This window comes from Flavobacterium sp. FlaQc-47 (assembly GCF_044006475.1).
Taxonomy (GTDB): Bacteria; Bacteroidota; Bacteroidia; order Flavobacteriales; family Flavobacteriaceae; genus Flavobacterium.
The window spans coordinates 460,646-475,889 of the sequence record NZ_JBIPCQ010000001.1 but is presented as its reverse complement, the minus strand read 5'-3'; the positions used below and the strand labels follow the sequence as shown (position 1 = coordinate 475,889).

Below are 15,244 nucleotides of genomic sequence, written 5' to 3'. Positions count from 1 at the left end.
CACATTTTTTATTATTATTTCTTTTTAATATTGAAAGATGGTGCTTCATAATCTTCTTTCAAATAATTTTCAGGAATTGTTGTAGTATTTCCATCCCTAACTGCATTGTAATGTGGCGACATAATTTCGATTCCGGCGGCATTAAATGAATCCTGAATATTTTGATGTAATGACGAATAGATCAGCGGCTGTTTTGTGGGTTGTTTCGTGTAAACATTAATTTGGTATGACACATAAAAATCATCTAAACTGGTTTGCAAAACAAAAGGCAATGGTGTTTTTTCTACCATATCTGTATTTAATGCTGCTTCTATCAGAGCTTTATGAATAGATTTCCAAGAAACATCATAACCTATGGATACTGTAGTATGAATTAGCAAACCATTATTTACTTCTTTTGTATTTGAAGAATAATTTGTTGAGGTACTGGATAAAACTGTCGCATTTGGGATTGTAATATCTTCAAATTTCGGAGTTCTGATCCGGGTAACCAAAGCTGTTTTTTCAATAACTTCTCCGCTTACATCACCTATTTTAATAAAATCGCCAATCTTAAACGGACGCATATAAGTAATGACTAATCCCGCAACCATATTCGCTATGGCATTTGATGATCCTAACGAAAACAAAATACCCACAAATACTGAAACCCCTTTAAATATGGTTGAATCTGAACCTGGTAAATACGGAAAAATGATCACCACCATAAAAGCCAGCAATAAAAACCTGATGATATTAAATGTTGGCATCGCCCAATCACTGTAAAAGCCATCGATTTTAATATTCTCTTTTTTAATTTCATCAAAAAAGAACCGGATTATTTTTACGGTGTATTTAAAAATAATGATGATGACAATGATAGTAACTAAACTGGGTAAAAAACCAACGAATCCCATAACAGCTAATTTCGCAGGACTAAGAATCCATCGCAATAATGTGGTTGTATATGCTTCTGTAGCGGGAAAAATGCTAAACAATAAAGGCAACGAAAGATATACAATCAAAATTAAAGTGATGCCTTTTATAAAACTGTACAATCGCATAAGTAAAAACTGCTGCTTTTGTGGCGAAAGAATATTGATGTTATTATAATTAAATCCTTTAAAATACTTATCGCTGTTTTTGAGAAGGTGAAATCTTATTCTGTTAAAAATTTTACTCGCAAAATATACAACTATTCCAATAATCAAGATCAGCAAAGCCGTATATCCAAGCCTTTTTGGCAACATTGAATAATTTTCATTTTGATAAATAATCGCTCTTTTTATTCGCTGTAAATTTCGTTTGGCGATAAAGCCGGCTGTTTGATTTTCGGCTTTTGCATCAACTTCTAAAATTGACATAATCACAAAATCATTTTTATATACGATATCCTGAGAAATATCCGAAGGTGCAACCGAAATAGAATCTTTTTCAAAAAAAGAATCTTCATACAGTTTTCTTATTTTTTCTGTAATAGCTTTTGCTCTGTTTTCTGCCGAAAAAGAACCTACTTTATTGTAAACATAAAAAAGTGTATCCTTAAAAGGAGCTACAGGATTTCCTTTTAATTTAGGTTGCGGTTTTGAAATCTGCGAATTCTCAATTTGAGCAAACGCAAACTGAAAAAATAAAACAATGAAGAAAGTTAAAAAACAAAGTAATTTCTTTTTCATATTCTGCTAGCTATAAGTTGGTTATCCTTACTAACAAATATAAAAACAAAATAGATCCGAATTTGATTTACTTTTTATTTCTCAATAAAATCGTACTAAATTTTAATTCCTATTTTTCTGAAAAGCATATCGATAACCTTATTAATATCAGGAGAAATAGTAAACTTGTAATTTAAATAAACATATAGAATAGTTACTAAGATTGATTTTAAAGCAATACTTATCAATTGATAAAAAGGAAATTCCCAAAAGTAAAACAATAGAAACAATGCAAAAGTTAATAATATTGAATGAACTGTTTGTTTTGAAAATGGGTATAAATCTAGTTTTTTAACTACAAAAAGCAACTTTGCCAAACTATATAGAGTAATAGATAATAAGGTGGCAAAAGCAGATCCGAAAATTCCGAAAATTGGAATAAAAATCATATTCAGTACAATTGTCAGAAAAACTAATAATAACCCTAAATATAGAACCATTCGGTAATATTTAGTATTAAAAATAATAGCGTTATTATTACCTAAAATCAAATCAAAATATTTAGATATTCCAATCATAAATACAACTGATATTCCTCCGCTGTATTCTTTGGGAACCAATTCATATAATTGAGTGATATTGACAAAAATACAAAGCATTACAAAACCTCCTACCATCTGCAAGTTGATAGACGTTTTTTTATACAGTAAGTTAAGTTCGTCATGTTTGTTTTCATGCATCAATTTTGCTGTAATAGGATATACAATTTGATGCATTGCACGACTTGGAACTGAAATTACCAATGCAATATAAGTAGCAACTGAATAATATGCAATATTTTCGATTTTCATGTATTGGTTCAGCATCAATTTGTCACCGTCCAAAAGTAAATTGGCAACGCTTCCTGATAAAATAATGAAAAAAGTATATTCCATTACATCTTTTACATTCTTAGGAATATTGATTTGAAACTTAGGTCTTTTGACATAAAAAGCATAAAACATGGTAACTAAAAATGCGATAAAATAAATTACGGCTGTTACATAAACAAATTCCACTAATGTAATCCAATGAAAATATAAACCAATTAATGCAAAAGTAGAAAATAATCTAAGTCCGACTTCTTTTATAAAATTGCCAAAAACTGAATACATATGAACTCTCGCCCAGGCATAAAATATCTCAAAATAAGCCATACAAATTCCGATAAACGGAATAAGAAGCATGAACTCTTTTACTACTGGATTTTCTTTAGAAACAAAGGCTGTAATATCATCAAAAAAGAAAATACCAATAATTCCTAACGGAATACACATCAAGATTGGAAACAACGCTGTAAAGGATAGAAATTGCTCTCTTTCTTCTTCTGTTTTATATTGGGAATAAAATTTTACAAGTGTATTTTGCATTCCGATAGCGAACAAAGGCATAATAACATTTGCTGCCGAAAGTATGTAGTTTGTTAAGGCGTAATATGTTGCACCTAAAAAAACGGGATATAAATAAAGCGTATTAATGGCTCCAATAGCGAAACCTATATAAGTAATAATTGTATTTTTGAAAGACTGATTTAAAACAATACCCATATTTGAGTTTAGATTGTAGATTTTAGATTTTTTTCACTTATCCGTTAATCAGCTGCGCTAATTGTTTGGTGAGGTTTTTTCTTGAATATTGTTGCAAACCAACACCATTAGACTGTAATTTTCCTTCCAAAAACTGATTATAAAAGTCCAAAATTACACTTTTTAATTTCGCTTTTTCAGAATAATCAAAAAATACTCCTGTATTTGTTTCTGTTATAATATCTGCAAAATCAGAACCATTAGGACCAAGGGCAATAATGGGGCGATTTGACACCATATATTCAAACAATTTACCAGGGATTATACTTTTAGTGTCTTCAGAATTAATCTCTATCAAAAGTAAAACCTGAGATTTTTTTTGATGCGCAATTGCTTCATGATGGGAAACATATCCTAAAAGATTTAAGTAGTCATTTAGTTTAAATTCGGTAATCGAATCAAGCACTTCCTGACTTACTGCACCAATTAATTTAATTTCTAAATGGGACTTGAAATCAGGGATTTCGTGAAGTAATTCTACTAAACATTCCCATAAAAACTGAGGGTTTCTATCGGATAAAAAAGAACCAATATGTGCCAGCGTAAATTTAGTATCTAAAGTCTGTTTCTCGACATTTTCGATATCATAACCGTTTGTAATTACCGAAATTGGTTTATTCGTAATCGCCTGAAATTCGGTTTTGGTAGTTTTACTGGTTACAATAACGGTATCGGCAGTATTTAATACTTTATGTTCAAGATTTTTATGCTTTTTAGCGGCGTAGTTTGATAGACGCAATGCTTTATGGTAGCCAATTGTTGTCCACGGATCGCGGAAATCAGCGAACCATTTTATGTTTAGCTTTTCTTTTAATTCTAAACCAATCAAATGCAAACTGTGCGGTGGTCCTGAAGTTACAATTGTATCTATATTATTTTCTTTAATATATTTTTCGAGATATTCTACAGACGGTTTTACCCAAAAAACACGCGCATCCGGAATAAATAAATTTCCACGGATCCAAAGAAATGTTTTATCTAAAAAAGTCTGCTTTTTCTTGTGAGGGAAAATTCCGGAACTGATTTTCTTTGTTTTATTTTTCGAAAATATTGAAGCCAATTGATAAGGTTCCCAAATTTTATTTTTCAGAACAATTGCCTTATCAGAAATTTGGCTCACCAATCCTTCATCAACTATTGGATAAGTGGGATTTTCAGGAACATACACAATCGGCTGAATGCCAAATTCAGGCAAATACTTTACAAATTTTAACCAACGCTGTACGCCGGGACCTCCAGCAGGTGGAAAATAATAGGTAATGATTAAAAGTTTTTTTTGTTCCATTCGATTTATTCGGTTTCACAGAGACTCACAAAGTTCCCGCAAAGTTTCTCAAAGATTTTTAAAGATTTTTGTGTATCTCTGTGAAATCTTTGTGCCGCTCTGCGAAATTATTCTTTCACATAGTAAAATCTTAAACTTTATATTCACTATGATTACGGACGCTGTTCTTTCTTTCAAAATAAATTCCTCCAATCAAAAGCAATAACATCCCAATTGAACTTATTAAAGTAATTGTACTTCCGGTTTTTACAACTTGTGGTTCAAATTTAAACTCAATAGTATGCTTACCTCCGGGAACTTCCATTGCTCTTAAAACATAATCCACAGGAAAATGATCTGTCAATTTACCATCAACATAAGCATTCCATCCGTTTTTATAATATATCTCAGAAAAAACGGCTAAACCATCTTTTGCATTATCTGATTTATATTTGATATAATTAGGTTTATATTGTACCACTTGTATTGTTCCGGTCGTATCCCATTGTTTCTTTAAACGGGCATCTCTAAATTTACCTTCGTGTTCGCGAACATTAAATACGGCAACTTTTTTAGTATCAAGATGATCTAACGCTTTCATTACATCATCTGGTTTATTTACCAGTTTTACTGTACTTACAAACCATGCATTTCCATTTGTATTTGGATTTACAGTTGGAAATTCTTTACCTTCTTTATCAATTTGAATAATATATTTGATATTTAACATATCTAGAACTTCCATGTTGTTTTTTGCAATCTGATAATCAAACAACTGTTGAATTCTTCTTGGTTTTGCTGCATGATATCCTCCTAACGAATGGTGAAAATACGATGCACGTGCGCTCGACATGTTTCCGCTTACTTCAAAAACCCTGTAATGAGTTGTATCCTTTAATATCTGAGCATCGGCAGGTGTTTCCTGAAACGGAGCTGCAATTTGTACGGGACTCACAAAATCTTTAGCTGAAACATATTTTTTATCTACAAAAAATAAATCGAAAATCATTAATAAACCAACGATAATCAAAGTAGAATTTTGAGCCAGTTTATTTTTGATAAACAACCATAAAATTCCAAAAGTCAATACGATAAAAAAGCCTGAACGCAATAAATCAGCAGAATATAAAGTCATTCTGTCTTCTTTTAAAGCATCTACAAAAGCTGGTCCGTAACTTTCTAGGAAATAATTATCGTTGCTTCCTGTAAAGTGAAACATGCTTTTAGCAAATACTAAAATCACAATAACTCCTAAACCAAAAACTCCTGTTTGAATAAGGGCTTTCTGCTGAACTTTAGGTTCATCCTTAGCTTTAAAAAAGGATTGTAATCCCATAATAGCCAAAACGGGAAAACACAATTCAAGAATAACCTGAATCGATGAAACTGCTCTAAACTTATCGTACATAGGAACGTAATCGATAAAAAAGTCTGTCAGTAATGAAAAGTTTTTTCCCCATGAAAGCACTAATGCAACTAATGCTCCTGAAAGAAATACGTATTTTATTTTTCTGTCATCAATAAATAATGCTAAAACACCTAAAAAGAAAACTACAACTCCAATATAAGCAGGAGCCGCAACAATGGGCTGATCTCCCCAATAAGTCGGCATTCCCGATACAAAATCCTGAGCTTGCTCTGACGGAACTCCCTGCTCCAGCATAAAGGCATACATTCGGCTATCAGTTCCAACATTTTCATGATTTGAACCTCCAAAAAGTCTTGGAGCAATTAAGTTAAAACTTTCCGGGATTCCGTAGCTGTATTCTGTAATATATTCGCGGCTTAAAGCGTTTTCATTTACCTTTTTAGATCCGTCAGGATTAAAAGTTAATTCGCTGTTGCTACGCGTACTAAACTTTGCATACTCGCTGGTTGCCATTAAGTTAGTAGCATTTGCTCCTATGGCAAAAATTCCGGCTGCAGCCAAAACTCCAATAGCGGTTAAAAGTGGTTTGTATTCTTTTTCTTTGATAAAATTGAAAGCATAATAACCTGATAATATCAATAAGAAAATCAATAAATAATAGGTCATTTGAAAGTGGTTTGCATTAATCTCTAACGCAACCGCAAACATGGTGAGTAATCCTCCCCAAATATATTTTTTCTGGAAAACCAGTATAAATCCGGCAATAACAAGTGGCATATAAGCAATTGCGTGTGCTTTTGCATTATGACCAACTCCAAGTATAATAATTAAATAGGTAGAAAAACCAAAGGCAATCGCGCCAATAAATGCTTTTAAAGGATCTGTTTTTAAAACCAGTAATAATCCGTAGAAACCTAAGAAATACAAAAATAAATAATCAGCAGGGCGCGGTAAAAAACGCAAAGCATCATCTATTTTACCCACATAATCGTTAGGATAATTTGCCCCTAACTGATAGGTTGGCATTCCGCCAAATGCTGAGTTTGTCCAATAAGGTTCAGAATGTTCTGTAGCTCTAAAATCATTTTGCTCTTTTGCCATTCCGGTATATTGAGCAATATCCGACTGGAATATTTGTTTTCCTTGTAAAACAGGATAAAAATAAATTAAAGAAACGAGAATAAAACCCAGTATAACAAGGGCATGCGGATAGAATTTATTTACTATTTTCAATTTAGGCTGGTTTGGTTAAATGATGAATCCTACAATCTAGGACACAAACTTAATCTATTTCTTCGTAATCAACATAATCGCCAACCTTTTTGGTTTCACGAGGTTTTTTTGCATTAGCTGTATCAATAACTATTTCATCCTTATTTGGACGTGTATTTTGCCATGTAGTACCCTGACTGTATTGTTGTTGTCTCTGAAAATTTTCACCTGCTTTTTCAACCACTTTTTTCACCAGTACCGGTAAAAAGATTTTAGCTAAAAATTTAAAAATATAATAAAACGCAATAATCCACATTATCGTTTTAAACAAATTTGTAAAAGATGCTTCTTGCATGATCATATAATTTTTTTCCAAAATTAATAAATCCATTGTTTAAAATTAAAATATCAATCTTAAATAAATAATAAAATATAGTACATTTGAAATGCGTTATTACTTTTTAATCCAAAAACATGTTTATGTTAAAAAATAAAAACTTTTTTATTACAGCTCTTTGTCTGGTTCCTCAATTTTTTTTCGCTCAGTATACTGATGTAATCAACTCCAATCGTCCGGGTGAAACAATGTCTGCTTATGCAGTTGGAAAATCCGTAATTCAGGCAGAACTTGGTGTTTATGGCATAAAGGAAAAACACGATTTATTAGATTATGACGGAAGTGGATTTGGAACAGATTTTACGCTGCGATATGGTGCATTTCTTGAAAAACTTGAATTTATTCTTGATGTTCAATACCAAATGGAAAATTTTGATACGCCATACACCAGTTACAAAAAGAACAACTTTAGACAAACGGTTTTGGGAGCTAAATATTTAATTTATGACCCTTATAAAAACTATAAAAAAGAAGCAAACATCTACAGCTACAAAGCCAATCATGCTTTTAACTGGCATGAATTAATTCCCGCAGTTTCTGTTTTTGCAGGAGCAAATTTTGTAGGTGCTGACAATCCCTATGCCTTCTCGCCGGAATCAAGTATTTCTCCAAAAATTATGTTGATTACCCAGAATCTTTTTGGAGGGGGAAAATGGGTTTTTGTAACTAATATTATCGCCGATTATATCACAACTGATTATCCAAGTTATGGTTATGTATTAACTTTAACCCACGGATTTAATGATAAATGGTCGGGTTTTGTTGAAAATCAAGGTTACAAAAGCGATTTTTACAGCGACGCTATTGTTCGTGGCGGAGCCGCTTATTTAATCAGTCCGGACCTACAGGTTGATGCCTCTATAAGTACCAATTTTAAAAATACGCCTTCTGTTTTATACGGAGGAGTTGGAGTTTCATGGCGTTATGACGCAAGTTATAAAGAGAAACAAATGGAATTTAAGAAGACTGAAAAAGCAAAAAAGAACAAGGATAATGAGATGGAACAAAGAGAAATCGATTATCAGGAAAAAGAAAGAAAACGTAAGTCGAAATACGAATAAATAAATAGTAGGAAAAAAGTCAGGAAAAAATTATGTCAGAAAGGAAAAATACTTATATTTGAAAATCAACTAATTAAACCAAAATTTTCAAATTATGAAACAAATTTACCTTACAAAAGGAAGCAAATCCAAGCTTTTTTTTAAAATTTTCCTGTTCCAGTTTATTATTTTTTTCTCTTCATGTGAGGATGAAAAGTATGATGGTGAGAATAAAAATTCATCAGCAAAAAGTGAGTTCGTCGTAAAAAACGGAAGACTTTACTTTGAATCTAAAGAATCTTTTGCTCAATCCTATAATGAGTATGTTAATTTATCCGAAGAAAAATTAAGTGATGCGCTAATGCCCATGTACAAAAAAGGGTTCCTTTCATTACGACCTGTTGTAACAGAAAAAAATGAAGAAACTATATTTAATTTGTACAAGGAAAAATTACATTTACAAACCCCAAGAGGCGTATCTGCAAAAAGTGCGGTAGAGATAGGACCTGCTGAACCTCCTATTTATGATGATCCTTTAGGTCCGGTTGAATTTATTGGAGACGATACTTTTGCTGAATATTTAAATATTGATGGTGAAATACAAATTGGCGAAGATATATACAAATACACTGATGTTGGTTTGTTTATTGCAGATGAGACAGAGTATGCAACATTGGAAGATTATCTGGGATCAGAAGATGTTTCACCAGATCCTTTTATTGAAACTGAACTTCACGTTAGAGAAGATCTAATGTTATTGCTTCCTGAAAATTATCCTGTACCAATTGGAGCAGGAAACAAATTTATGTATTACAGACCCAGTTCCCAATATACAACAACAAGTACAACATTCAGTCAGCCTGCATCTGGTTCTGTAGCTGCAACCGATCCTAGTTATAATGCCTTTTTGAGCAATCTTAGCACCTGTGATCCTCATAGCGGATTGTTTGGAAATTTATTTGGAGACAATGATGTATGCATTGATCACTATGAAAGTAAAAGGCGAGTAAAAACTAAAGCTTTTAATTACAACTATTTATTAGTCTATCATATGGGTGTTAAATGCGTTCACCAATTTAAAGGATGGACCGGATTTTGGAGAGTTGAAGCAACTGATGAAATTAGACTGCTTGTAGAAGCTGCTCAATTTGAATATGACGTTGATAAGCTATTAGGAAACTCAGTTATAAGCAATAACTCACAAGTAAAAGACTTCTATTTTAACGATAAAAAAATAACTTATGGTCCTAACTCTTTAAATGTAAATGGACCTTATGGTTTTACTTATTTTAATCTAAATCAATCGTCATTACCTCAAATTTTTCAAAATAGCGGACAAGGACTATCCTTTGAATGGTTTGGAACAGGTGTTGTAACTTTAGACAATTTAGTCCAAAATGGTATAAATTCAAATTTAAATGCAAAGAAAATTAATGATCATTTTTATAATTTTGCCTTTAATCAAGCCAAAGATCTTTTAAGACAAACAGCTCAAAATAGTTCTTATACCCCACCCCCAAATAGAACTTTCGCTGCCAAATTTCCACAAAACGGAAAAATTATAATTCAAAAATCTGTTTTGGATCAGGGATTAAATATCGGTATTAGAGAAAAAACATTTGATTGGGGAGCAGAAATAAGATTCAATGCGAAAGAAAGTGGAAATGGAGCGTGGAATATTAGTGGAGGAGAAGGAAGTCTTTTAGCCAGACCAAAAAACTTCAGAGTAAAAATAATAGGCGCAGCACGTAAAGGAAACCAGTGGCACGGAAGTAAGTTCAGTGTTGGTATTGAATAAATTCTAAATATAAATTTTGCAAAGGTTATGCACCTTTAATCATAACCTTTGCATAAATAGAAAAATGAAAAAAATTGCCATAATACTATTACTTGCTCTACAGTTAATGTCTTGTGCATTTCCAACTTATGTTTCTATAGACAGGAAAATTAAAACCGGATTAGATTTTCATAACGGAAAATGGCTCTTAAATACTATTGATGCACCATATTCTACAGATGATAAATTAACCAAAACAGTTATAAAGGATTTCACCAAACATTTAAAGTCAAATTTAAATTATCTACCAAAAACAAGAGGTGTCTTATTACCCGGAAATATACCCTTAAACCCTAATCGAAAAGAAATAAGCGATTTAAAAACCGGAAGTAATTTTGATTATTTCATAAATATAAAGGCTACAGTCGTAAAAGAACAAATAGGAATTATTGACTTTAACACCCATAATTCCCCAAATAGCGAATATAGAAATGAGGTTAAAGTTATTGTTGAAATATATGATTTAAACAGTTTAGAAATTATTTACTCGAACACTATTAACGGTTCTGTCCAAATAGTTCAAAACTCCAATGATTTTTACATTGCTAAAACTACGAACGGTTTAATTTTAGGCGCGTATAAAAAGATAATGAAAGATATCAACCGAAAAACGATATAAAAATAAAATGATAAAAGTTATCACTACAGTATTATTGTGCTTGGTTATTCAAACAGGCTATTCTCAAAACAAAGGTGTAGAAAAATCAATCTATAACGTACAAACCGGATTTTTAGGAATATGGATTAACAACGAATATCGGCTGTTTAATGAAATTAGCCTGAGAACCGAAATTGGTTTGGACACCGGACTTCGAGGATGCTCTGATTGCGATACTGACTATGCTTTAGCTCCGGTAATTACCTTAGAACCCAGATGGTATTATAATATTGATAAACGAAATTCTCTAAATAAAGGAAAAAACAATAGTGCCAATTTTATAGCTTTAGCAATAAAGTATCATCCTGATTGGTTTGTAATTTCAAATGCAGATTACTCACAAGTTGCTAATCAAATTGCTATTATTCCAAAGTGGGGAATCAGAAGAAATATTGGAACAAGTAATTTTAATTATGAAGCCGGATTAGGTATTGGATATAAATTTTACTTAGACGAAAACTTCTCAGAAGCAACAGCAGACTTACATTTAAGAATAGGATACACATTTAAATAATAAAACAATTAAGCCCATTTATTTGGGCTTTTTTAATGTCAGATATTTTTTATTTTAATAAAGATAGCTATATTCGTTGTCATTAATTCTATTAGTAATTTTACATAGAATATTTTCAAACAAATAAAATCTTAATGATTACAATTAAAGAAGCCAAAACAAAAAAGGAATTAACTGATTATATCAAATTTCCATTTTCTCTTTATAAAGACAATCCATATTGGGTTCCTCCTATTATTGCAGATGAATTAGAATCTTTTGATAAAACTAAAAATCCTGCTTTTGATAATGCCGAGGCTTATTTTTATCTGGCATACAAAGACAATGAAATTGTGGGCCGAATTACCGCTATTATCAATTGGGCTGAAGTAAATAACCAACACAAAAGAAAAGTCCGTTTTGGATGGTTTGATGTTATTGATGATATCGAAGTAACAAAAGCTTTATTAGAGAAAGTGTACGAGTTAGGCAGACAGCATAATCTGGAACACGCAGAAGGTCCAATGGGATTCTCAAATCTGGATAAAGTGGGTGTTCTTACTGAAGGTTATGACCAAATGGGAACGATGATTACATGGTATAACAATCCTTATTATGTAACTCATTTTGAACAATTAGGCTTTCAGGTGGAGAAAGAATATATTGAAAGTGTTTTTCCTTTTTCGAATGTAAAACCTGAATTTTTCCTTAAAGCCCAGGAATTAATCAAGAAAAGATATGGCTTGCGATCTTTGACTTTTACCAGGACAAAAGATATTATGCCACACGTTGACAAAATGTTTGATTTATTTAACGAATCTTATGCTAAATTAGCTTCGTTTGTCGCCATTTCAGATGTTCAGAAAGAGTATTTCAAAAAAAAATACATCAGTTTTATTAATCCTGAATACATCAAGTTTGTTGTTGATAAAGAGGATAAATTAGTGGCTTTTAGTATCGTAATGCCAAGTTTTTCTGAGGCTTTACAAAAAGCAAAAGGAAAGCTTTTCCCTTTTGGATTTATCCATTTATTAAGAGCCAGAAAAAAGAGTAAAGATGTCGTTTTTTACCTCATCGGAGTTCATCCTGATTATCAAAACAAAGGAGTTACCGCGATTATTTTCGATGAATATTTTAAAACTTTTTCTGAGAAAGGAATTCAGACTTGTATCAGAACTCCGGAATTAGCAGAGAATACAGCGATTCATTTATTATGGAAAAACTTTGATCCAACGATTCACTGTCAGAGAAAAACATATTTGAAATATCTTTAAGAGGAAGTTTTAGTTTACAGTTTCAGTATTCAGTATAAAACCTTAATAAAATTGTCTGATATCAAAATTTGCGATGAATGCAAAAGTGAATTCTACAAAGATTCATCTTTAATGCAGAAATTATGTCCTGAATGCTCAAACATTTTGTACGGATATGAAAATTGTAAACACGAATTCAAGAATCTAAGATGTGTAAAATGTTATTGGAATGGAAATTCGACTGACTATTTAAATAAAATTAAAAGCATAAAATAAAAAAATCCATTCGTCCCCAAAACGAATGGATTTTTTATTCGGCGTATATTCTTTTATTCGGCTTAAACTTATTCTGCTTTACAATCCACTTTTACTAAAGTGTTTGTCTGATCAAATTTCAATTTCGATTTATCTTTAAAAGATACTTTTCCGTTTGCATCAACAACATCTCCGTATCCTTCAATAAAAGTACCTTCATTTTGTAAAAAAGCAACTTCTCTGACAGATGTAACTCCTTCAGACATAAACGTATAATCTGCAATTAAAGTATCTCCTTTCATGTTACCAATCAGGGTTCCTTCATTTTTATCTTTTCCGGAAATATTATAAGTTAACTTTCCATTTACCTCTTGATGTGAATTTACATTAAAACTTATCGCAATACTATTAGATGCAGATGCAAAACACTGATCTCCGGCAGGAACTGCAACTTCAGCTTTTTTAGGCGCACTTTCTGGAATTTGTACAGGTTCTGCTACCTGATCTTTTTTACAGGAAATAAAAAAAGTTAACATAATAACTGACATAGCGAATAATTTTTTCATAATATTTTTTTTACTGGTTAATGGAATAAAATTACTTTAAATAAAAAAAATCCACTCGTATAACGAATGGATTTTTTTATATAATTCCCATATTAGGAATGTGTTTTCTAGAAATTAGGCATCTAAATCAACTTTAGTTCTGCTTGCAATTTCTTTATAAGTTCCGTTTTCTAATTTCTCACGAATTGCTTCAAATGCAACTAATGTTTCATCAATATCAGATAATGTATGAGAAGTTGTTGGAATCATTCTTAACAAAATAATCCCTTTAGGAATTACCGGATAAATTACAATCGAAAGGAAAATACCGTAGTTTTCTCTTAAGTCATTTACCATTACCATTGCTTCCGGCACACTTCCTTCTAAATAAACTGGTGTTACGCAAGTATTTGTATCTCCAATATTAAAATTTCTTGAGCGTAAGCCATTTTGCAATGCATTTACGTTTTCCCAAAGTTTATCTTTCAATTCAGGATGATTACGCAATAACTCTAAACGTTTCAAAGATCCAATTGTTTGAATCATTGGTAATGCTTTTGCAAACATTTGAGAACGCAAATTGTATTTTAAATAATCGATAATGTCTTTATCTGCAGCAATAAATGCTCCAATATTAGCCATTGATTTTGCAAAAGTAGAAAAATAAACATCAATTCCGTCCTGAACTCCCTGCTCCTCACCTGCTCCTGCTCCTGTTTTACCAAGTGTACCAAAACCATGTGCATCATCAACTAATAAACGGAAATTATATTTTTCTTTTAAAGCAACAATTTCTCTTAATTTACCTTGTTGTCCTCTCATTCCAAAAACACCTTCAGTAATAAATAAAATTCCACCGCCTGTTTCTGTTGCCATTTTAGTAGCACGTTGCAGGTTTTTTTCCATACTTTCAAGATCATTGTGCTTGTAGGTAAAACGTTTCCCCATGTGCAAACGTACACCATCAATAATACAAGCATGAGAATCTACATCATAAACAATAATATCATTTTTAGTAACTAAAGCATCAATGGTAGAAACCATTCCCTGATATCCAAAATTCAATAAATAGGCTGCCGGTTTCATTACAAATTCAGCCAATTCATTTTCTAATTGTTCGTGATATTTTGTGTGACCAGACATCATACGAGCTCCCATTGGGTAAGCTGCTCCAAACTGAGTGGCTGCATCGATATCAGCCTGACGAACTTCAGGGTGATTTGCAAGACCTAAATAGTCATTTAAACTCCAATTTAAAATATTTTTTCCACCAAATTGCATTCTTGGACCAAGTTCACCTTCTAATTTAGGGAATACAAAATAACCCTCAGCTTGTGAAGCCCATTTTCCTAATGGCCCTTTATTGTTCTGAATTCTTTCGAATAAATCTTTTACCATAAATATATTTTGAAGTAATAATTTTAATTTAAACAGCGTGCAAAAATAATGATTATTATTCTAAAATAGAGTTAGCCATTTATTTTTATTGAAAAATATTCTGAATATCAATTATCACACAGAAAAACGTGAGGAAAAACAAGCCGCTTTGAAAGATTAAGCTTATATAAATAACCGTAACAATTTTGATTTTGTTTGTAATTTGTAAGCTTAACATGACTTTTATCATAATAAAAGATAATTTTGTCTTTTAAATTTACTTCA

General features: G+C 31.7%; 12 protein-coding genes. 5 read left to right on the top strand and 7 right to left on the bottom strand.

Features of this window, described 5'->3' with window-relative positions; all coding sequences use genetic code 11:
* Positions 1-14 precede the first annotated feature (14 nt).
* The 5 genes from ACHRVX_RS01870 to ACHRVX_RS01850 form a co-directional block, all read right to left on the bottom strand.
* Entirely contained in the window at positions 15-1,655 is a 1,641-nt protein-coding gene (locus tag ACHRVX_RS01870) for a mechanosensitive ion channel family protein (RefSeq protein WP_395328431.1), read from the bottom strand.
* Positions 1,656-1,750: 95 nt separating this feature from the next.
* Entirely contained in the window at positions 1,751-3,220 is a 1,470-nt protein-coding gene (locus ACHRVX_RS01865; protein WP_395328428.1) for a lipopolysaccharide biosynthesis protein, read from the bottom strand.
* A gap of 37 nt (positions 3,221-3,257) precedes the next feature.
* On the bottom strand, positions 3,258-4,544 hold the full coding sequence (locus tag ACHRVX_RS01860) for a glycosyltransferase family 4 protein (protein ID WP_395328425.1): 1,287 nt from the start codon (positions 4,542-4,544) through the stop codon (positions 3,258-3,260).
* 130 nt (positions 4,545-4,674) lie between these two features.
* A complete protein-coding gene (locus ACHRVX_RS01855) occupies positions 4,675-7,125 on the bottom strand; it encodes a YfhO family protein (protein WP_395328423.1) in 2,451 nt (816 codons plus the stop codon).
* A 49-nt stretch (positions 7,126-7,174) separates the two neighbouring features.
* Positions 7,175-7,495: a DUF4834 family protein gene (locus ACHRVX_RS01850; RefSeq protein ID WP_395328420.1), complete on the bottom strand. Its 321-nt coding sequence runs from the start codon at positions 7,493-7,495 to the stop codon at positions 7,175-7,177.
* An 89-nt stretch (positions 7,496-7,584) separates the two neighbouring features.
* Here ACHRVX_RS01850 and ACHRVX_RS01845 point away from each other — a divergent pair, with 89 nt between their 5' ends.
* The 5 genes from ACHRVX_RS01845 to ACHRVX_RS01825 all read left to right on the top strand — a co-directional run bounded on the left by ACHRVX_RS01845 (position 7,585) and on the right by ACHRVX_RS01825 (position 12,803).
* Positions 7,585-8,562, top strand: a complete 978-nt coding sequence (locus ACHRVX_RS01845) for a transporter (protein ID WP_395328417.1) — start codon at positions 7,585-7,587, stop codon at positions 8,560-8,562.
* A gap of 94 nt (positions 8,563-8,656) precedes the next feature.
* Positions 8,657-10,339 carry a hypothetical protein gene (locus ACHRVX_RS01840; protein WP_395328414.1) on the top strand — a complete coding sequence of 561 codons (1,683 nt, stop codon included), beginning with the start codon at positions 8,657-8,659 and terminating at the stop codon, positions 10,337-10,339.
* Between the two features lie 64 nt (positions 10,340-10,403).
* Entirely contained in the window at positions 10,404-10,997 is a 594-nt protein-coding gene (locus tag ACHRVX_RS01835; RefSeq protein ID WP_395328411.1) for a hypothetical protein, read from the top strand.
* Between the two features lie 7 nt (positions 10,998-11,004).
* The gene (locus tag ACHRVX_RS01830; protein WP_395328408.1) at positions 11,005-11,550 is read left to right on the top strand and encodes a hypothetical protein; all 546 of its coding nucleotides are present in this window, start codon (positions 11,005-11,007) and stop codon (positions 11,548-11,550) included.
* Between the two features lie 134 nt (positions 11,551-11,684).
* On the top strand, positions 11,685-12,803 hold the full coding sequence (locus ACHRVX_RS01825; protein WP_395328405.1) for a GNAT family N-acetyltransferase: 1,119 nt from the start codon (positions 11,685-11,687) through the stop codon (positions 12,801-12,803).
* Positions 12,804-13,126: 323 nt separating this feature from the next.
* Here ACHRVX_RS01825 and ACHRVX_RS01820 read toward each other — a convergent pair whose 3' ends face one another.
* Together ACHRVX_RS01820 and ACHRVX_RS01815 are read right to left on the bottom strand one after the other, a co-directional pair.
* Entirely contained in the window at positions 13,127-13,603 is a 477-nt protein-coding gene (locus tag ACHRVX_RS01820) for a hypothetical protein (RefSeq protein ID WP_395328402.1), read from the bottom strand.
* 114 nt (positions 13,604-13,717) lie between these two features.
* Complete coding sequence (locus ACHRVX_RS01815) at positions 13,718-14,980, bottom strand: pyridoxal phosphate-dependent aminotransferase family protein (RefSeq protein WP_213297909.1); 1,263 nt, start codon at positions 14,978-14,980, stop codon at positions 13,718-13,720.
* Positions 14,981-15,244 lie beyond the last annotated feature (264 nt).